Origin of the sequence: Pseudomonas sp. SMN5 (assembly GCF_052041925.1) — a bacterium.
In the GTDB taxonomy this organism is placed as follows: domain Bacteria; phylum Pseudomonadota; class Gammaproteobacteria; order Pseudomonadales; family Pseudomonadaceae; genus Aquipseudomonas.
Genome location: NZ_JBKGGX010000008.1, coordinates 204,811 through 225,171, shown reverse-complemented (window position 1 = coordinate 225,171; position 20,361 = coordinate 204,811). Strand labels below are relative to the sequence as shown.

The following is a 20,361-nucleotide window of genomic DNA, read 5'->3' as shown; positions in this document are numbered from 1 at the left end:
CGCGGTGTAAACGATCGAACCGCCTTCAGCGACGGTGTCGGTCGCAGTCAATGTCAGGCCGGTAGTGTCTACCGAATCAGTGATGGTCGTGACTGCCGGTGTGGTGCTCGGCACCAGATTCTCGAAGTTACCGCCGGTAGCGCCCGTAATCGTGGTGCTGACGGTGCTGCCATTGTTGTAGACGTCGTTAGCTGGGGTATCAACGGCGACAGTGCCGGTGGTTTGACCAGCCGCGATGGTGATCACGGCGCCATTGCTCAACGTCACGGTGACCGGCGTCTGAGCAACGTTAGTCAGCGTCGCGGTGTAGGTGATCTGGCCACCTTCGGTGATGGTGTCACTGGCGGTCAGCGTCAGGCCGGTGGAATCGACCGAGTCGGTAATCGTGGTGACCGCAGGCGTGGTGCTCGGCACCAGATTTTCAAAGTTACCGCCAGTGGCACCGGTGATGGTGGTGCTGACGGTGCTGCCATTGTTGTAGACGTCGTTAGCTGGGGTATCAACGGCGACAGTGCCGGTGGTTTGACCAGCCGCGATGGTGATGACCGCGCCATTGCTCAGCGTCACGGTGACCGGAGTCTGAGCCACATTAGTCAGCGTCGCGGTGTAAGTAATCTGGCCGCCTTCGGTGACGGTGTCGCTGGCGGTCAGCGTCAGGCCAGTGTTGTCGACCGAATCGGTGATGGTGGTGACCGCAGGCGTAGTGCTCGGCACCAGATTCTCGAAGTTTCCGCCGGTGGCACCCGTAATGGTGGTGCTGACGGTGCTGCCATTGTTGTAGACGTCGTTAGCTGGAGTATCAACGGCCACAGTGCCGGTGGTTTGACCAGCCGCGATGTTGATCACAGCTCCGTTGCTCAACGTCACGGTGACCGGCGTCTGGGCGGCGTTAGTCAGCGTCGCGGTGTAGGTGATCTGGCCGCCTTCAGTAATGGTATTGCTGGCGGTCAAGGTCAGGCCGGTGGAATCGACCGAATCGGTGATGGTCGTGACAGCCGGAGTAGTGCTCGGCACCAGATTTTCAAAGTTACCGCCGGTGGCACCGGTGATCGTGGTGCTGACGGTGCTGCCGTTGTTGTAGACGTCATTGGCCGGCGTATCGACCGCGACGGTGCCGGTGGTCTGGCCCGCAGCAATGGTAATGACCGCGCCATTGCTCAAGGTCACGGTCACCGGCGTCTGCGCTGGGTTGGTCAGCGTCGCGGTGTAGGTGATCTGACCGCCTTCAGTGAGGGTGTCGCTGGCGGTCAAGGTCAGGCCAGTGCTGTCCACCGAGTCGGTGATAGTCGTAACCGCAGGCGTGGTGCTTGGCACCAGGTTTTCAAAATTACCGCCCGTTGCACCTGTAATCGTAGTGCTGACAGTGCTGCCGTTGTTGTAGACGTCGTTAGCCGCAGTCACAACAACCACAGTGCCGGTGGTCTGGCCGGCAGCAATGGTGATGACCGAGCCATTGCTCAATGTCACGGTGACCGGCGTCTGAGCAACGTTAGTCAGCGTCGCGGTGTAGGTGATCTGACCGCCTTCGGTAATAGTGTCGCTGGCAGTCAAAGTCAGGCCGGTGCTGTCCACCGAGTCAGTGATGGTGGTGACCGCAGGCGTGGTGCTCGGCACCAGATTTTCGAAGTTGCCGCCAGTGGCACCAGTGATGGTGGTGCTAACAGTGCTGCCGTTGTTGTAGACGTCATTGGCCGGCGTATCGACCGCGACGGTGCCGGAGGTCTGGCCCGCAGCAATGGTAATGACCGAGCCATTGCTCAAGGTCACGGTCACCGGCGTCTGAGCAGGGTTGGTCAACGTGGCGGTGTAGGTGATCTGGCCGCCTTCGGTAATGGTATTGCTGGCGGTCAAGGTCAGGCCAGTGCTGTCCACCGAGTCAGCAATCGTGGTCACTGCCGGCGTCGTGCTCGGCACCAGGTTTTCAAAGTTACCGCCAGTCGCACCGGTAATCGTGGTGCTGACAGTGCTGCCGTTGTTGTAGACATCGTTGGCCGGGGTATCGACTGCCACCGTGCCGGTGGTCTGACCGGCTGCGATGGTGATGACCGAGCCATTGCTCAAGGTCACGGTCACGGGCGTCTGCGCCGGATTGGTCAGCGTCGCGGTGTAAGTGATCTGACCGCCTTCGGTCACCGTATTGCTCGCCGTCAGGGTGACGTTGGTGGTGTCGATAGTGTCGGTGATCTGGGTCACGGCCGGCGTGGTGGGCAGGGTCACGGCAATGCCGGTGCCGCCGGTGGTGCCCGTGACGGTTACGCTGATCTGGCTTGGGTCGTTGTAGACCGTGTCATTTGGCGCCAGCGGCACGTTGACGGTGCCGGTGGTCTGTCCGGCGGGAATGACGATCACGGCGCCATTGGACAGGGTCACGGTCAGGGCGGTCTGAGGTGCCTGGGTGACGGTCGCGGTGTAGACCAGTACACCGCCGGCCTCAGTCAGGGTCGGGGTGGCGGTCAGGCTCAGCGTCGCGTTGAGCACGGCGTTGGCGGTCGTATTGGTGTTGGTGTCCAGGCCGGTAATGTCTGTGTCGTTTGCCGCTGCCGCACTCAGGCCTTCGGTCGGGAAACCGATGGTCGGCGCGACGCTGCCGGCGGTGGCGTCCAACGCCACGAAGCTATGCCCGCCTCCCGCGGCGCCCCCCGTACCTGCGGCGGTGGCGCCGGCGGCGGTGGCTTCCATGGTTGTCGTCGGGTCGGCACCCGCGGCGATGGCTTGTTGCAGTTCTTCTACCGACGGTGCGGCCTGGGCCGTGGCCTGCTCGATATCGGTGGAGGAGTCCGGAGCATTGGCGCTCCACTGGGTGTCGCGGCCCAGGTCCAGGGTGCGGCCATCGGCCAGCTCCAATGTGACGGAGCCGGCAGGGCCGGTGTCCAACTGGTCGCCTGTGTACAGGCGGTCGCCTTCAATGAGTACGCGCCGAATGCCCTCGGGGGATACGACGAAAACCTGACCAACAATGCTTTTGACAACGGCAATAACACTGCTCATTGAAGACTCTCCGGGTGCAACGCTCAGTAAACCTCCATGCACCCTCAGCCAAGTGTGTGGCAGCGGTCTGGACGTTCTTTGTTTCGCTAATAGGGGTTAATTTGACGCCATTTTACTGTCAATATTTTGGCTGAAATTTTCCAGCTATTTTGTTTCTGCCAAACTATTGACCTTATGCCGGCCATCCTAAACAATCGGCAGGGTAATGTCACATTGATATTTAAGCGGCGACCTGTTCTTTCGGTGCGTGATTCAGCTCCTGTTTCGAACTTTCCGACATACGGTCATTCCGGTTGCCATCATCTGATGCAGCGCCACGTTTCGCTGTGATCCACGACAAAGAGTTTCAGGAAAAATCCCACCATGCGTTCGCATTTGTTCATGGTTTTACCTTTCGCCCTCGCCGCCAGTTTCGTACAAGCACAAACCTTGCCGCAGGCCATGCAACAGGCACTGGATGTCCATCCTGAAATCCAGGCCGGTGTGAACAGCCGCCTGGCAGCCGACTATCAATTGAAGGCAGCCAAGGGCGGCTACCTGCCTAGAGTGGACCTCGCAGCCGGGTACGGCCGTGAAGGCACCGACAGTGTCACCACCCGCTCAGGCGGCGGCAATCACTGGGAAACCCTGAACCGTAGCGAGTCGAGCCTGCGCCTGACGCAAATGGTTTTTGACGGTTTTGCGACGTCCAGCGAAGTCGGGCGTCAACAAGCCACCGTCAATGCCCGCGCCTATTCGTTGCTTGACACCTCCGAGCGCACCGGCCTGACCGTCGCCCAGGTCTACCTGGATGTGCTGACCCGTCGCGAATTCGTGCGTCTGGCTGAGGAAAACCTCAAGAGCCACGAACGCATCTTCGATCAGATCAAGCTGCGCACCAGTCGTGGCGTGGGCAGCGGCGCCGATCTGGACCAGGCCGAAGCGCGCATGGCCCAGGCCCGCAACAACTTGATCACCGAGCAGACCAACCTGGCTGACGCCGAGACCAACTACCTCAGCGCCGTGGGCCAGATGCCCGACCAACTGGAGCGTCCCGCCGATTTTATGGCGCTGTTGCCGGCCAACCTGAACGAAGCCCGCGCCCAGATGCTGGAAAACAGTCCGGTGCTGCGTTCGGCCGAAGCCGACATCGCTGCCACCGAGAAGCAGTACGAGGCCGCCAAGTCGAACTTCTACCCACGTTTCGACGCCGAGCTGGGCCGCACCGCCGATAACGACCTGGACGGCCAGAACGGCCATAACAATGAATGGCAAGCCATGCTGCGCATGCGGTTCAACCTGTACGCCGGGGGCAGCAATAAAGCGGAACTGGAATCCAAGTCCTACCTGTCCAACCAGGCGCTGGACATCCGCAACAACGCCCTGCGCCAGCTGAACGAAGAGCTGGGCCTGGCCTGGAACGCCTTGAACAACGCCAATGCCCAGGTGCCGATTGCCCAGCAATACGTCGACCACAGCACCAGCGTGCGCACCGCCTACCAGCGCCAGTTCAGCCTGGGCGAGCGGACCCTGCTGGACCTGCTCGACAGTGAAAACGAGCTGTTCACCGCCTCCCGCCGCCTGGCGGAAATCAAGAACGTGCAACTGTTCACCCAGTACCGGATCAAGGCGACCATGGGCCAACTGCTGAAAAGTCAGGGCGTAGTCGCGCCGTTGGCATCGGTTGTGCAGAATGACGTGAAACCCAAGGTCCAGTTGCCTGGGATGAATTGAGTCATCCATCCAGTCTGATCAGTAAAGAGTGCCGAGCGTGGAATCAGAAGTCAGTCGAGTCGAACTAGTCCATGATCCGCGCACGCTGCACGACGACCCGTTGCTCGACGGTTTGTTGGCGCTCTGCATGTTGCATCAGAAGCCGGCCAGCGCAGCGATGCTCACCACCGGCCTGCCGCTGCCCAAGCAGCGGCTGAGCGTCGAATTATTGTCGCGCGCGGCGGCCCGGGCCGGTTTGCAAGGCCGGGTGCTGCAACGCAAGCTCGAGCAGATTCCCACCATCGCGATGCCGGCGCTGTTGTTGCTCAAGGACGGGCGCAGCGCCGTGTTGCTGGGCTGGGTCGGTGATGACCAGGCGCGGCTGCTGCTCAGCGAAAGCGACGGCGGCGAAGTGACGGTCAGTCGCGAGCTCCTGACTGATGACTACAGCGGCAAGGTGTTCTTTGCCCAGCCCCAACATAAATTTGACGTCAACCACGGCACCCTGATTCCTCGGGCGCGCTCGTGGTTCCGCGATACCCTCAAGCGTTCCCGCTGGCTGTACGCCGACGCGATTGCCGCGAGCCTGCTGATCAACATCATCGCCATGGCCGCGCCGCTGTTCGTGATGAATGTCTACGACCGCGTGGTGCCGAACCAGGCCGAGTCCACTTTGTGGGTGCTGGCGATCGGCATCTGCGGCGCTTACCTGTTCGACCTGATCCTCAAGATGCTGCGCAGCCTGTGCCTGGACCTGGCCGGCAAGAAAACCGACCTGATCATCTCGGCGACGCTGTTCGAGCGCATCGTCGGCATGGCCATGAAGTACCGCCCGGCGCGGGTCGGCAGCTTTGCGCAGAACATCCATGAGTTTCAGAGTCTGCGCGACTTTCTCGCCTCGCTGACCCTTACCAGCCTGATCGACCTGCCGTTCACATTGTTGATCTTCATGGTCATCGCGATCCTTGGCGGGCACCTGGTGTGGATCCCGGTGTTGGCGTTCCCGATTGCCCTGTTGATCGGCTACGCCCTGCAAAAGCCACTGGTGGCGACCATGGAGCGGACCATGGCGCTGGGCGCCGAACGCCAGTCCAGCCTGATCGAAACCCTGGCGGGCCTGGATGCGGTGAAGGTCAACAATGCCGAGAGCGAGCGCCAGTACCAGTGGGAACAGACCATCGGCACCCTCAGCCGCCTCGAACTGCGGGTGAAAATGCTGTCCGGCCTGGCGATGAACATCACCTTGCTGATCCAGCAACTGGCCGGCGTGATCATGATCATTTTCGGCGTGTACCAGATCATCGCCGGCAATTTGAGCATGGGCGGGTTGATTGCCTGCTACATGCTCAGCGGCCGTGCCCTCAGCCCGCTGGCATCGCTGTCGGGCCTGTTGACCCGCTACCAGCAGGCACGGGTGACTATGACCTCGGTCGACCAGATGATGGAACTGCCCCAGGAACGCAATTTCGAAGAGCGCCCGCTGAGCCGTAAGGTCTTGCAGGGCGCCATTGAATGCCGCCAGTTGAATTTCACCTACCCGAACCAGCAGAACCCCGCGCTGAAAAACATCAACCTGGTGATCAAGCCAGGCGAGAAAATCGGCATCATCGGCCGCAGCGGCTCGGGCAAGAGTTCCCTCGCCAAGTTGCTGGTGGGACTCTACCAGCCGGACGATGGCGCCTTGCTGGTGGACGGCGTGGACATCCGCCAGATCGACGTCAGCGAGCTGCGCTACAACATCGGCTATGTGCCCCAGGACATTCAACTGCTGGCCGGCACTCTGCGCGACAACCTGACTTCCGGCGCCCGTTACGTCGAGGATGAGTTGGTGCTCCAGGCCGCTGAGCTGGCCGGCGTGCATGAGTTCGCCCGCCTGCACCCGCAAGGCTACGAACTGCAAGTCGGCGAGCGCGGACAGAACCTGTCCGGCGGCCAGCGGCAGAACGTCGCTCTGGCCCGTGCGCTGCTGCTCAACCCACCGATCCTGCTGTTGGACGAACCCACCAGTGCCATGGACAACACCGGTGAGGAACGCTTGAAACAGCGCCTGGCCGCCGTGGTGGAAAACAAGACGGTGTTGCTGGTGACGCACCGGGCGTCGTTGCTGTCGCTGGTGGATCGCCTGCTGGTAATCGACCGTGGGCAGATCCTGGCCGACGGTCCGAAAGCGGCCGTCATGGAAGCGTTGAAGAAGGGGCAGATCAGTGTTGCTTAAGTCGGGTTTCAAGGACGCTGTAGGTCGCTATTTCAAAGGCTCCGCCTCGCTGCACGGACAACCGCTGCCCGAGGTCAACAAGGCCTTGATCGAAGACGCACCGCGGGTGGTGCGCCTGACGATCTGGGGCATCATCGGTTTCTTCGTGTTCCTGTTGCTATGGGCCAACTTCGCTGTTGTCGATGAAGTGACCAAAGGCGACGGCAAAGCGATTCCCTCGTCCAAGATCCAGAAAATCCAGAACCTGGAAGGCGGTATCGTCGCCGAGTTGTTCGTCAAGGAAGGGCAGATCGTCGAGGCCGGCGCGCCGCTGATTCGCCTGGACGACACGCGGTTCGTCTCCAACGTCGGTGAAACCGAGGCCGATCGCCTGGCCATGCTGTTGCGGGTCGAGCGCCTGAGTGCCGAGGTCGATGACCGACCGTTGAATTTCCCGGCCGATGTGATCAAGGCCGTGCCGGGCCAGGCAGCCAGCGAGGAATCGCTGTACATCAGCCGTCGCCAGCAGTTGCACGATGAGATTGGCGGCCTGCAGGAGCAATTGATCCAGCGCCAGCAGGAACTGCGTGAATTCGTGTCCAAGCAGGCGCAGTACCGTTCCGGCCTGGCGTTGCAGCGTCAGGAAATCAACATGTCCGAGCCACTGGTGGCTCAGGGCGCGGTCTCGCCGGTGGAAGTGCTGCGGCTCAAGCGCGCCGAAGTCGAAACTCGCGGGCAACTGGACGCCACGACCCTGGCAATTCCCCGCGCCGAGTCGGCGATCAAGGAAGTGCAGCGCAAGATCGACGAAACCCGTGGCAAGTTCCGCAGCGAGGCGTTGACTCAGCTCAACGAGGCGCGCACCGACCTGAACAAGGCCCAGGCCACCGGCAAGGCGTTGGAAGATCGGGTGAGCCGTACCCTGGTCACATCGCCGGTACGCGGAATCGTCAACAAGATGTTGGTCAACACCATCGGCGGGGTCATCCAGCCCGGCAGTGACCTGGTGGAAATCGTGCCGCTGGACGACACCATTCTGGTGGAAGCGAAAATCCGTCCCCAGGACATCGCCTTCCTGCACCCCGGCCAGGACGCCACGGTGAAATTCACCGCGTACGACTACACCATCTACGGTGGGTTGAAAGCCAAGTTGGAACAGATCGGCGCCGACACCATCACCGACGAGGACAAGAAGACCACCTACTACATCATCAAGCTGCGTACTGAACGCAGTCACCTGGGCACCGATGAAAAGCCGCTGCTGATCATCCCCGGCATGGTGGCTTCGGTGGATATCATCACCGGCAAGAAAACCGTGCTCAGTTACCTGCTCAAACCGATCATCAAGGCCCGCGCCGAGGCGTTGCACGAGCGGTAATTTCAAGCCTGTATCCTTCACAGCTGCCAATCGGTGGCTAGAGAGTTTTTGTGGCGAGGGAGCTTGCTCCCGCTCGGCTGCGCAGCAGTCGCAAAATTGGCTCATGCGGTCTGTCTGAAAAAATGCAGGGGCCTGCTTCGCAGGCCAGCGGGAGCAAGCTCCCTCGCCACGTTGGGTTGGTGTGGAGTTGAAATCGGAGATCGACCACAGCACCTTGTGGGAGCGGGCTTGCCCGCGAAGGCGGCCTCATAGCCGGCCTATTTCTCCCGGCCTTACCCCGATCCAAGTGTGGTAGCGAGCCTGCTTGCGATGGCGTTCGTCAATTCACCGCAGGAAGTCAGCCCGGCGCCCGGGCTTCGAGTCGATCCATCGCTCGCTCTACCAGCAGGTACTTCAAAAGCCGCCCCGTCTCGCTTGCACGCGAGGAAGGGTGGCAGCTATGTGCGAGTGTGCAAGGAAATCTCCTAGGACTTACTTCACACGAGCGGTACACCCTCGCCCAATTGACCCATTAAAGCGCTTTGCTTTTCCTTTAGACTCACCATCCTCAAACAACCCGCCAGGACACGGAATGCCAACCCCTCCCAGTTCCCTTCGCCAAACCCTGATTACCTGGTTGTATGCCGCTGCCGTCCTGCATCTGCTGGCCGGCGTTACGTTGAGCTGGGCGGGGCATTCGGGTTTGCTCGATGATTACCTGCTCACGCTCGAACAGGCTTTCTGGGGTTCCGAAATGGCACCCGCTGCCGCCAGGGCGCAGCAGGTCTGGTGGGTGGCGTTGTTCGGGGCGACGCTGCAGAGTTATTCGCTGTACATGCTTGCCCTCGTCCATATCGGCAGTCGCTTGAAGAGTTCCATGCCCTGGGGGTGGATCATCGCCGGCATCGTATGGTGGGCGCCCCAGGACATGCTGTTTTCCGCCCAGGCACGGGTCTGGTCGCATCTGTGGCTCGACGGCTTTGCCCTGCTTGTCCTGTTGCCGCCGTTGTTCTGGCTCTATCGCCACGACCGTCGCGATCCAGCCTGAGGACCACCCATGAGCAAGCCGCTGATGTACCTGCTGGCCGGCAACGGCAGCGCCGCCGATTGGTGGGACGACGTGTTGCCGTTCTTCGAGCGTTACCAAGTGGTGCCGCTGGAACTGCCGGGGTTCGGCAGTCATCCGCAAGCCCCTTGCGAGGATCTGGCCGCCTACGCCCAGGCCCTGCTGGCGGCAACGACCAGGGGCAGTGCGATCACCGCGGTGGGGGTGAATGCGCTGTTGGTGCTGCACGCCTTGCAGCGTCAGCCGGGGCATTTTTGCCGCAGTGTGTTGCTGGCGCCGGTGGGCGCGTTTTTGTGGCAACGGCGGTTGCCGGCGCTGATGTCGCCGTGGCCGATCCGCAAGACCATCCATTGGTTGCTGGCGAACAGGCCGACACTGTTCGCCCGCAAGTTCTCAAACCAGACCTGGACGCCTGCGCAATACCAGCGCATGGGCGCCGGCTATGCTCGTTGCCGGGCGTTCGTGCCGCACTGGGATCTGGTGCGGGCGCACACGGCGTTGCCGTTGCTGGAGTGGGTCAACGACCCGGTCGAACTGGTCTGGGGCGACCAGGACAAGGTGCTCGGCATCGAACAGGCCGCTGCCTGGTCGGCCATCCTGGCCCGCGCGGACCTGACCATCAGCTTGAAGCCCGGCTGGGGTCACTATCCATGGATTGATGCGCCAGCCGAGTTCGCCGCTTGGCTCGAGTCAGGCGAGCGCGGGTTCGTTGCGCATACCAAAGGCGGGCGCCTGCGTCTGGCGACGCTGGCCGGGCAAGCGGTGCCGCCGGCGCTGAGCCTCAATGATGATCAGGATCCACGGTTGCCCGCATTCCTCGCCAGCCAACCGGACGCCACCTGGGCGGTGCGCTCATCCAGCTATGGCGAGGATCAGGCCGATGCGGCAAATGCCGGTTTGAGCACGACGTACCTGCGGGTACCGGCGTCGGGCGTGCCGGCACGCATTGCCGAATTGAGTGCGATGGGCGTCGAGGAAGTGGTGGTGCAGCGGTTCATCACACCGGTGCTGTCCGGCATCGCTTTTGTTCGGCACCTGTCGGTGGAGTTGGAGTGGGTCGAAGGGCATCTGGAGTCATTGGCCGATGGTCAGGTCAGTCCACAGCGGGCCATTCTCTCCCGCCTCGGTGCCGCGTGGCGCAGCGGTGAGTTCCAGCCGGCCCATGGACTGACGACAGAACGGTTGTGGAATTTTCTTCAAGGCGTGCTGCGGGTTTTCCATTACGTGCCCGGCGACATCGAATGGGCTTGGGACGGCACGCAGCTCTGGCTGCTGCAATACCGACCGATCAGTGACTACGGCTGGCGCCGGCACCTGACCGCTGCGAACATCGCCGAGATCCTGCCGCCGCAGCCCAGCGTGCTGGTGGAGTACGCCCAGCGGCGGGCGGCCGCGAGTATTCCGGCGATCATGGCGCGCTGGGACACGCGGGTGTTGCAGGACAACGAGCCGTTCACGGCCGTGTTCGGCGGTGCTTCGTACATCAACAACGACCTGTTCCTGGCGCGCCTGGCGGACTGGGGCATCAGCGCCAGCAGCTACGCCGGTGAAGTCGGCGGGGCCACGCCGCATTTGCCTTGGCGAGCGCTGCGCCTGGTCCGTTCGTTGCCGTTGTTCCTGCGCATGCAGCGCAAGGCCCGCGCACATCTGTTGACCTTGGAACACGGTTTGCGACGCTTCGACCGCGAGCTGTTCGAACTGCGCGAGCAGGGCGCCGGTGGTCAGCAATTGGCCGACTGGTTCACCCGGTTCTACGTGTTTGTGGTGCAGGGCAACCTGTGCATCGCCACCGCGCTCGCCAGCAGTGGCGGCCACTGGCTGGGACGGCCGCCGACCGCATACGACGATCTCGAAAACGCACCCCATCGGTTGCCCTGGGAAACCGACCCGGCAACGCCGCGACCAGCGCCGACCGACCTGCCGTTGCAGGCTTTCCCCCGGTGGCCCCTGGCGGTCCGTCTGGCCCACTCGAGCGGCCTGCCCGGTTTGCGTGGTTATTACTTGCAAGTGCGCGAGTGGTATCGCGACAACCTGATGCGGATTTTCTTTCGCCTGCATCACGCCATGCCGCAGGCCGACCGGGCCTACTGGTTTGGTCCGCACCCGGATATCCGCAGTCGCGACGGCAGTTTCTGGCAGGACGGTCGCGAGGGCGCCGAGCAGGCCAGCGGCTTCCTGATTTATCCGGGGCAGGTGCGGGGCATCCTCGGTGAAGACATCCTGCTGGAAGACACCCTCGACCCAGGCCGCCATGCTCAGTATCAAAGCGCCCGGGCGGTGATTGCGCGGATGGGCGGACGTCTGTCCCATGGCTCGACGCTGTTGCGTGAGCTGCGCAAGCCTTCGGCGGTCTTGCCCCAGGTAGACGCGACGTGGCTGGGTCGTGAAGTGTTGTACCGCGACGGTGAGTTGACTTTGCTGGAGTAGGTAGGGATTTTGTTCTGCTAGCATTGCGTACAGGTCAATTCTCTTCAGCCACGAGTGCTCAGTATGCAACTCCCGGACATGAATCTGCTGGTGGCGCTCGATGCGCTGCTCGATGAGGGCAGTGTGGTCGGCGCCGCGCGGCGGATGCACCTCAGCCCTGCCGCCATGAGTCGCACCCTGACGCGAATCCGCGAGGCCATTGGCGATCCGATCCTGGTACGCGCCGGCCGGGGCTTGGTGCCGACGCCCAAGGCCCTGGCCCTGCGCGAGCAGGTACGCGACCTGGTAGAACAGGCGACGCTGCTGTTTCGCTCGGCCGACACCGTGGACCTGAGCACTCTGCGCCGGCGCTTCAGCATTCGTGCCAACGATTTCTTCGTCGGTGTGTATGGCGGCAAGCTATTCGACACCCTTGAGCGTCAGGCGCCCCACTGCGAGGTGCGCTTCGTGCCGGAGGGCGACGGCGATGATGAGGCCCTGCGCGAGGGGCGCATCGACCTGAACATCAGCAATAACCGTCCAGTGATGCCGGAAGTGAAAGTGCAGAACCTGTTTTCCACGCACTTCGTGGGCCTGGTGCGCGAAGATCATCCGCTGCTCGATGGTGAGATCACGGCGCAGCGGTACGCCGGGTTTTCCCACATCAGCATGTCCCGCCGGGGCATTGCCCGTGGCCCTATCGACACGGCGCTCAATGCCTTGGGTCTGGAGCGGCGGGTGGCGGTCATTGCGCCGAGTTTCCACGCGGCGATGTTTGCGTTGCCCGATTCCGACCTGATCCTGCCGGTGCCCAAAGAAGCGCTGCTCAGTGTCCGGCGTCTGGGGCTGCGCCTGCGTTCGTTCACCTTGCCGATCCCATTGCCGACGCTGGTGTTGACCCAGGCCTGGCACCCGCGCTTCGACAACGACCCGGCCCACCGCTGGCTGCGAGAAACGCTCAAGGCTTGTTGCGAGGAAACCTGGCTGGCAGCGCAGCCAGAGTGAACGACCTGTGGGGGCGAGCTTGCTCGCGATGACGGCCTGTCAGTCACCATCGATGTAACAGATACACCGCTATCGCGAGCAAGCTCGCTCCCACAAAGGCGAAGGGTACTCATTGCTGCGCGGTGTGCACTTATAAGCTGCCGATAAGTCACTTTTTGTCAGCATCCATGGTTTTTAAACTGCTCCGGTATTTCTGACCGGAGTGTTTGTAATTCATGACATCCCTTACGACCACGACGATTTCTGCGGCAACCGCCGTACCGTCGGTGTTCGGCCTGCGGATTATCATCGGCCTGGTGGGTGTGTTGCTGGCGGTACTGGTTTCGGGGCTGAACGAGATGGTCATCAAGGTCGCCCTGGCCGATATCCGCGGCGCCATGGCCATCGGGTATGACGAAGGTACCTGGCTGGTGGCGTGTTATGCCGCTACTTCGGTCGCTGCCATGGCTTTCGCGCCCTGGTGCTCGGTGACCTTCTCTCTGCGCCGTTTCACGCTGTGGGCCATCGGGCTGTTCACGTTGCTGGGCGTGCTGTGTCCGTTCGCGCCGAGTTACGAAAGCCTGTTGCTGCTGCGCACCCTGCAAGGTCTGGCGGGGGGCGCGTTACCGCCGATGCTGATGACGGTCGCCCTGCGCTTCCTGCCGGCCGAGGTAAAACTCTATGGCCTGGCCGGCTACGCCTTGACCGCCACCTTCGGGCCGGGCCTGGGCACGCCATTGGCCGGCCTGTGGACCGAATACGTCGGCTGGCAATGGACCTTCTGGCAGATCATCGTGCCGTGCCTGATCGCCATGGCGGCGGTGGCCTACGGCCTGCCCCAGGATCCGCTGCGCCTGGAGCGTCTCAAGCAGTTCAACTGGCGCGGCCTGCTGCTGGGCTTCCCGGCGATCTGCATGCTGGTGATCGGCATCCTGCAAGGCAACCGGCTGGACTGGTTCGAGTCGAGCCTGATCTGCACCTTGCTCAGTGGCGGGCTGTTGTTGCTGGTGCTGTTCCTGATCAACGAGTGGTCGCAGCCGGTGCCGTTCTTCAAGCTGCAGATGCTCGGCATACGTAACCTGTTGTTCGCTTTGATAACCCTGGCCGGGGTGCTGGTGGTGCTGTTGGCGGTGATCATCATTCCCTCCAGTTATCTGGCGCAGGTGCAGGGCTATCGGCCGGTGCAGACCGCGCCAGTGATGCTGTTGATGGCGCTGCCGCAGTTGATCGCCTTGCCGTTGGTGGCGGCGCTGTGCAATTTGCGTTGGGTCGATTGCCGCTGGGTGCTGGGCATCGGCCTGGGCATGTTGGTGTTGTCGTGTCTGGGCGGTTCGCAGCTGACCTCGGCGTGGATTCGCGATGATTTCTACGGGCTGCAGCTGTTGCAGATCTTCGGCCAACCCATGGCCGTACTGCCGCTGCTGATGCTCTCGACCGGGAGTATTTCACCGATGGAAGGGCCGCTCGCATCGGCCTGGTTCAACACGGTGAAGGGCCTGGCTGCGGTGATCGCCACCGGCGTACTCGACGCGCTGACCACCTCGCGATTGCATTTTCACTCGACGATGCTGGTGGACAGCCTCGGCAATTCGCCTCTGGCCGACAGCGCCATGCCCGGCCTTGCCCACCGTCTGCATGAACAGGCGGTGGTGCTGACTTCCTCGGATCTTTACCTGTGCATGGCGGGCGTCGCGCTCGCCCTGATCCTGCTTATTTTCTGGTTGCCGACGCGGATCTATCCGCCTGGCGCGCCACGCTGAACCCGGAAGGTTTTCCATGAAGACTCAATTAAAAAGACCACTCGCCATTGGCGTTGCGGCGATGGTGGTGCTCGGCACATCAATGTATTTCCTCACGCCGGGCCTGTTCGGCCGGCGCCTGCAGCAGAGCACCAACGACGCGTTCGTTGCGGCGGATTACACCCTGGTGGTGCCCCGCGTGGCCGGTTTCATCAAAGAAGTGCTGGTAGAGGATAACCAGCAGGTCAAGGCCGGGCAGTTGCTGGCGTTGATCGACGACCGCGATCTGCACGCCGCCGCCCAGGCCGCCGACGCCCAGACCGTGGTGGCGCGGGCCCAGTTGGCAAATGCCCGGGCGACCCTGGAGCGCCAGGCCTCGGTCATCGCCCAGGCCCAGGCCAATGTGATGGCCGCCAAGGCCGAAATGGCGTTTGCTGACCATGAACTCAACCGCTACAAACACCTGGCCGGGGTGGGCGCCGGTACCGTGCAGAATGCCCAGCAGGCCCAGACCCGCATCGATCAGGCCAGTGCACGGTTGGCAAGCGCCACGGCGGTCCTGGCGGCCGAGCGCAAACAGGTGGAGATTCTCACCGCCCAACGCGACGCCGCCGAAGGTGGATTGAAGCGGGCCCAGGCGGCGTTGGAAATAGCCAGCTATGAATTGTCGTACACCCGCATCGTCGCGCCCCAGGACGGCATGGTCGGCGAGCGGGCGGTGCGGGTCGGCGCCTATGTGACGCCGGGCAGCAAGCTGCTGGCCGTGGTGCCGCTGGCTCAGGCATATGTGGTGGCGAATTTTCAGGAGACTCAACTCACCGATGTACAGCCGGGCCAGCGTGTCGAGGTGCGGGTCGACAGCTTGGGAGGCGAACGCCTGCAGGGTCTTGTGCAGAGCATCGCCCCCGCCACCGGCGTGACCTTCGCCGCGGTCAAGCCGGACAACGCCACCGGCAACTTCACCAAGGTCGTGCAGCGCATCCCGGTGAAGATCGTCCTGGATCCCGGCCAGCCGCTGGTGGAGCGGTTACGGGTGGGAATGTCGGTGGAGGCGCGTATCGATACCGCAGGATCGGGGAGTGGTGGCCGGGAGGTGACACAGCGATGAAAGGATTCATTGGCTGCTCAGGCCCCATCGCGAGCAGGCTCGCTCCCACATTGGGCCTGCGTCACACAGGATGCCTTGAGCCAAACCAAGATCCCCTGTGGGAGCGAGCTTGCTCGCGATGGGGCCATTGGCCCCTCAAATCAGTCACAGTCTTGCTCATGGCAGCCCTGTCGGCCTGCACCGTCGGCCCAGACTACCAGCGTCCCGAGACGCAGCGGATCGCGCAATGGCCGACGCCGGCCCGTGCCGCTGCCAGCCAACTGGTCAGTGCCGATATGAACGAGCGCTGGTGGAAAGTCTTCAACGACCCGACCTTATCTGCGTTGACCCGCCGCGCCGTGGCCGACAACCTCGACTTGAAACTCGCCGGCAGCCGCCTGCAACAAAGCCGCGCCGCGCGTGAGGTCGTCACCTCGGCGCAATACCCCAGCGGCTCGGCCACCGGCAGTTATGCCCGCAGGCGCAACAGCGGTGAAGGCTTGAACGACCCCTCGGGCAACGCCGGCGATGCGCCCTTCAATCTGTGGGATGCTGGGTTTTCCGCGGCCTGGGAGCTGGATGTGTGGGGGCGGGTGCGACGCGAGACTGAAGCGGCGGACGCTCATCTGCAAATCGCGCAGGACGAGCGTCGCGCTGTGCTGCTGGCGGTGCTCGCCGAGACCGCCCAGGACTATCTGCAATTGCGTGGCGTGCAAAGCACACGGGCGGTGACCGAGCAGAATCTTGACGTGGCACGCCACAGCTTGAAGCTCACACAGCTGCGCCTGGCCGATGGCGTTGCTACGGATCTGGACGTGGCCGAAGCGGCGGCCCAGGTCGCGTCCATCGAGGCGCGCTTGCCCGCATTGCTGCAGCGCCAATCACAACTGATCAACGCCCTGAGCCTGTTGATCGGCCAGCCACCGCAAGCATTGCAGGCTCAACTCTCCAATGACGCACCGGTGCCCCAGGCCCCGCGTCAGGTCGCCATCGGCCTGCCGTCGCAACTGGCCGAACGCCGCCCGGACATCCGCCAGGCCGAGGCCCGGTTGCACGCTGCGACCGCCAATATCGGCGTGGCCGAAGGCGATTTTTACCCGCGCATAACCTTGTCGGGAAACATCGGCTCCCAGGCCATGCAACTCAGCGATTTTGGTTCATGGGGCTCACGGGCATTCGGCATCGGTCCGCAGTTCAGCCTGCCATTGTTCGATGGCGGGCGCCTGCGCGGCATGTTGCACCTGCGCCAGGCCCAGCAACAGGAAGCCGCCGTCGCTTACCAGCAGACCGTGCTCAAGGCCTGGCATGAAATCGACGACCAACTGAACGCCTACAACGCCAGCCAACTACGCCGCGACAGCCTTGTCGAAGCCGTGCGCCAGAACCAGATCGCTCTGCGCACCGCGCAACAACAGTACGTCGAAGGCGTGGTGGACTTCGTCAACGTCCTCACCGTACAGAGCGCCTTGCTGGCGACTCAGGAACAACTGGTCGAAAGCTCGACCGGCGTGTCGTTGGCCATGGTTGCGTTGTATAAGGCGTTGGGTGGGGGATGGGAGTCTGTGTATCCGCTGGCGGCTGGGGTTACCAGTAATCCGGCTTGATGGCGGGGGCTTTGTGAGTGGGAACTCGGTTTGGGAATTGATTGGATTGGAGTTCTTCACAGGTGACTACGCGGCGCATCCAGTGGGCGTGCTGTTGTAAAGAACCGGGCGCCAAGCGTCTGGATCCGCTCCGATAGGGAAGCACAACGCCAATTTTCACGTGAGGGAAATCCTCCCGAATGGCTCTAAGAGCAGGAGCCAGGTCTGTATCCCCAGAGACCAGCACCAGTTGTTCGATACGTTTGTCCCGTGGCAGTTTTTCTTGTCTGGAAGCTGTGCGGTACATGCTGATTGCTATATGGACGTCGGTTTCCTTTTCTTCCAGTTTCCAGATAGCAACCGTGTCCTGGCGTGATGCTCCGACTTCTCTGTTCACAAAACGGGGGGCATTGGCACGTTCCAGCTGATGGCGCCCATAATGAACGATGACGTTGCTGGCCTTTAACGCACGGACATATGAGTCTTGAGCCTCTTTGGACGTGATTCCACGCGTCGCCAGTTCCGGTTTTACGGAGGACGTGAAGTACTCAACGGAGGCGAGTGTGTTCAGAGGATTTTCGACTCGAACAATGTGTGCGAGCAACTGCGCAAGGTTCAGCCATTTATAAGGCGTGCCGGCGAGCAAACCATAAAAAACGTTATAACCATCGACGAAGAAAGCGGTGCGCACAAACTCAACCCCCAGAGACGAAAAAACCGGCCGAAGCCGGTTTTTTCACCCCAACGGCCAGAGAACTTAATCTCTGCGTACGGGGTTGAGCAGTGAGCGAATCCTAAGCCTGAGTTGACATTACGTCAACAGCAAGTGGGCAAGCATCAGCACCGGCGAGTTGAGTTTTGTGCAGCCTCGCTGTGAAGGGTCAAGGCATTTTCAAGCTGATTTGTCAGTCATTATTACGGCGGCCATTCAAAATAGCTGGAGAGGTTTAATGTCAAAAATAGTCCATCATTTCCTGCTGTTTTGAACGAGCGGATCTTCCGGCATCTTCGTAAGAAATTTTCCCTTTACCTTTAGGCAAATAATTAAGTGCTGTTGAGCGCTCGTCCAGCCTTTTTGAAACAAGAGTTTTCCCACTTCCCAAGGCAACGCCCTTGACGCTCCCCACCGCTGTCGTAGACTCCGCCCATCCGTCAGGGAGTAGCGGTCATGTGGCGTTTGAGTAGTTGGGTTGTGGGATTGGCCTTTGTAACGTGTGGTGTCCAGGCGCAAACGCCTGTGGCGGACGATCCATTGCTGCAAAGTAACGTCACCGCCAACTCGGCGGGTGGCAATGAAGCGCGTGGGGTGCTGCGGGCGCGGGATCAGGCGGTGCTGGCCAGTGAGTTGGCCGGGCGGATCGTCGAATTGCCGTTCAGCGAAGGCGAGTCGTTCAAGAAGGGCGATACCCTGGCGCGGTTCGATTGCTCGGCGTACCAGGCCCAGCTCAATGCGGCCCAGGCGGCCAGTCGCGGTGCCGGTGAAGAGCTGGCCCACAACCGGCAGCTGGAGCAGTTGAAGTCGGTCGGGCGCTTCGAAGTTTCGCGAGCCGAAGCCCGGCTCAGCGAGGCGCAGGCGCAGTCCCAGGTGTATCAGGTGCAGGTCAAGCGTTGCAGCGTGATCGCGCCGTTCGACGGGCAGGTGGTGGCGCGCAAGGTCCAGCGCTATGAAAGCGTCGCAGCCGGCGCGCCGCTGCTGGATGTGGTCGACAACCGCACCCTGGAGATCCATCTGTTGGTGCCGTCGCGCTGGATGGACAAGCTCAAGCCCGGCCAACCCTTCACCTTCATTCCCGATGAAACCGGCAAGCCGTTGCAAGCGACGGTCAAGCGCCTGGGCGCTCGTATCGATGAGGGTAGCCAGACCCTGCTGCTGGTGGCGAGCGTGCCGGATGCCAGCGGCCTGCTCTCGGGCATGAGCGGCACGGCGCATTTCGCGGAGCCCAAGTGAACGCCCCGGTCATGGGCAGCGCCGAGCAGGTGTTTGCCCGCTTCCTCGACCTTGAACGCCAGACGCGGGCCGCTCGTACGCCGTCGCAGTTGAGCTACAGCCTGGTCAATGACGGCCAGGCGTTGTTCGGCTTTCGCCACGCCGCACTGTTGATTGCCGGCAAGGTCCAGGCGGTGACCGGCGTTAGCGTCATTGAGCCGAATGCGCCGTTCGTGGCGTTTGTCGAGCAGGCGGTGGCGCAGTTGTTCAAGCAAGGCCAATTGAACCAGGCCCGGGTGATCGCCGCCGACGGGTTGAGTGAATCGATCCGTTCGGATTGGCAGAGCCTGTCGGCGGGGCAGGTGTTCTGGTTGCCGTTGATCGATCATCAGGGGCAGGTGTTTGGTGGCTTGTGGCTGGCCCGCGACTTGCCGTGGACGCCGCCAGAGCAAGTGTTGTTGTCGCAATTGGGCGACACCTACAGCCACGCCTGGCTGGCGCTGCAACCGCGCAAGCCGTGGCGTCTGCGCTGGACCCGCAAACGCCAGGTCGCGCTGGTGGCAGTGCTGTTGCTGGGGCTGCTGATCCCGGTGCGCCAGTCGGTACTGGCCCCCGCCGAGGTGGTGCCGCTGGGCGGGCAGGTGGTGGCGGCACCGTTGGACGGCGTGATCGCCGAATTCCTGGTCAAGCCCAACCAGAGCGTCAAGAACGGCGACCTGCTGCTGCGCTTCGAAAGCACCAGCCTCAAGGCCCAGGCCGATGTCGCCGAGCGTGCGTTGGGGGTGGCCGAGGCTGAACTCAAGGCCAACGCCCAGCGTGCGTTTGCCGACGCCGAATCCAGTTCGAAAATTGACCTGCTGGCCGCCCGCGTCGAGCAGAAACGCGCCGAGCGCAACTATGCGATCGAGCTGCTCAAGCGCAGCGAAGTGCGCGCCGAGCGTGACGGCATCGCGGTGTTCGCCGACGCCGAACGCTGGTTGGGTAAACCGGTACAGACCGGCGAGCGGCTGATGGAAATCGCTGACCCGAACCAGGCCGAGTTGCGTATCGAGTTGGCAGTGGGCGATGCGATCACCCTGGCCCCCGGGGCGCAAGTGGCGTTGTTTCTCGACAGCGATCCGTTGCAGCGCCACCTGGCCCGACTCGAACGGTCGGCCTACGAAGCGCAGCCCACCGCCGCCGGACAACTGGCGTATCGGCTCGATGCGCGTTTCGAAGCGACGGCGCCGCGTATCGGCTTGAGGGGCACGGCAAAGATTTTTGGCGACCGCGCCCCGCTGGCGCTGTACCTGTTGCGTCGGCCACTGGCTGGCCTGCGTCAGAGTGTAGGCCTGTAGC

13 protein-coding genes are annotated in these 20,361 nt (G+C 62.3%); 11 read left to right on the top strand and 2 right to left on the bottom strand.

The features are described from left to right. Window positions 1-2,988, bottom strand: a 2,988-nt coding sequence (locus ACLEJR_RS10990) for a retention module-containing protein (RefSeq protein WP_440813835.1), incomplete at its 3' end; no start/stop codon positions are given. A 363-nt stretch (window positions 2,989-3,351) separates the two neighbouring features. Here ACLEJR_RS10990 and ACLEJR_RS10985 point away from each other — a divergent pair. The 9 genes from ACLEJR_RS10985 to ACLEJR_RS10945 all read left to right on the top strand — a co-directional run bounded on the left by ACLEJR_RS10985 (window position 3,352) and on the right by ACLEJR_RS10945 (window position 17,117). After that, window positions 3,352-4,701, top strand: a complete 1,350-nt coding sequence (locus ACLEJR_RS10985) for a TolC family outer membrane protein (protein ID WP_440796838.1) — start codon at window positions 3,352-3,354, stop codon at window positions 4,699-4,701. 37 nt (window positions 4,702-4,738) lie between these two features. Then, window positions 4,739-6,895 (top strand): type I secretion system permease/ATPase, encoded by a 2,157-nt coding sequence (locus ACLEJR_RS10980; protein ID WP_440813833.1) that lies wholly within the window; start codon window positions 4,739-4,741, stop codon window positions 6,893-6,895. After that, window positions 6,885-8,252, top strand: a complete 1,368-nt coding sequence (locus ACLEJR_RS10975) for an HlyD family type I secretion periplasmic adaptor subunit (RefSeq protein WP_440796834.1) — start codon at window positions 6,885-6,887, stop codon at window positions 8,250-8,252. The genes ACLEJR_RS10980 and ACLEJR_RS10975 overlap by 11 nt, the downstream gene beginning before the upstream one ends. Before the next feature lie 571 nt (window positions 8,253-8,823). After that, entirely contained in the window at window positions 8,824-9,279 is a 456-nt protein-coding gene (locus ACLEJR_RS10970; RefSeq protein ID WP_440796832.1) for a cell division protein, read from the top strand. Window positions 9,280-9,288: 9 nt separating this feature from the next. Next, the gene (locus tag ACLEJR_RS10965; protein WP_440813831.1) at window positions 9,289-11,724 is read left to right on the top strand and encodes a PEP-utilizing enzyme; all 2,436 of its coding nucleotides are present in this window, start codon (window positions 9,289-9,291) and stop codon (window positions 11,722-11,724) included. Between the two features lie 63 nt (window positions 11,725-11,787). Then, window positions 11,788-12,708 carry a LysR family transcriptional regulator gene (locus ACLEJR_RS10960; protein WP_440796828.1) on the top strand — a complete coding sequence of 307 codons (921 nt, stop codon included), beginning with the start codon at window positions 11,788-11,790 and terminating at the stop codon, window positions 12,706-12,708. A 215-nt stretch (window positions 12,709-12,923) separates the two neighbouring features. Beyond that, window positions 12,924-14,447: an MFS transporter gene (locus ACLEJR_RS10955; protein ID WP_440813830.1), complete on the top strand. Its 1,524-nt coding sequence runs from the start codon at window positions 12,924-12,926 to the stop codon at window positions 14,445-14,447. A 16-nt stretch (window positions 14,448-14,463) separates the two neighbouring features. Then, complete coding sequence (locus tag ACLEJR_RS10950; RefSeq protein ID WP_440813828.1) at window positions 14,464-15,534, top strand: HlyD family secretion protein; 1,071 nt, start codon at window positions 14,464-14,466, stop codon at window positions 15,532-15,534. Beyond that, the gene (locus tag ACLEJR_RS10945; protein WP_440813825.1) at window positions 15,531-17,117 is read left to right on the top strand and encodes an efflux transporter outer membrane subunit; all 1,587 of its coding nucleotides are present in this window, start codon (window positions 15,531-15,533) and stop codon (window positions 17,115-17,117) included. Before ACLEJR_RS10950 ends, ACLEJR_RS10945 begins: the two co-directional genes overlap by 4 nt. On the opposite strand, the gene ACLEJR_RS10940 is transcribed toward ACLEJR_RS10945, so the two are convergent. Continuing rightward, window positions 17,098-17,787, bottom strand: a complete 690-nt coding sequence (locus tag ACLEJR_RS10940; RefSeq protein WP_440796820.1) for an NYN domain-containing protein — start codon at window positions 17,785-17,787, stop codon at window positions 17,098-17,100. The two genes, ACLEJR_RS10945 and ACLEJR_RS10940, sit on opposite strands and share 20 nt — an antisense overlap. A 477-nt stretch (window positions 17,788-18,264) precedes the next feature. Here ACLEJR_RS10940 and ACLEJR_RS10935 point away from each other — a divergent pair, with 477 nt between their 5' ends. After that, the gene (locus tag ACLEJR_RS10935; protein WP_440813823.1) at window positions 18,265-19,044 is read left to right on the top strand and encodes an efflux RND transporter periplasmic adaptor subunit; all 780 of its coding nucleotides are present in this window, start codon (window positions 18,265-18,267) and stop codon (window positions 19,042-19,044) included. Further along, entirely contained in the window at window positions 19,041-20,360 is a 1,320-nt protein-coding gene (locus ACLEJR_RS10930; RefSeq protein WP_440813821.1) for an efflux RND transporter periplasmic adaptor subunit, read from the top strand. Before ACLEJR_RS10935 ends, ACLEJR_RS10930 begins: the two co-directional genes overlap by 4 nt. The last annotated feature ends 1 nt before the right edge of the window (window position 20,361 follow it).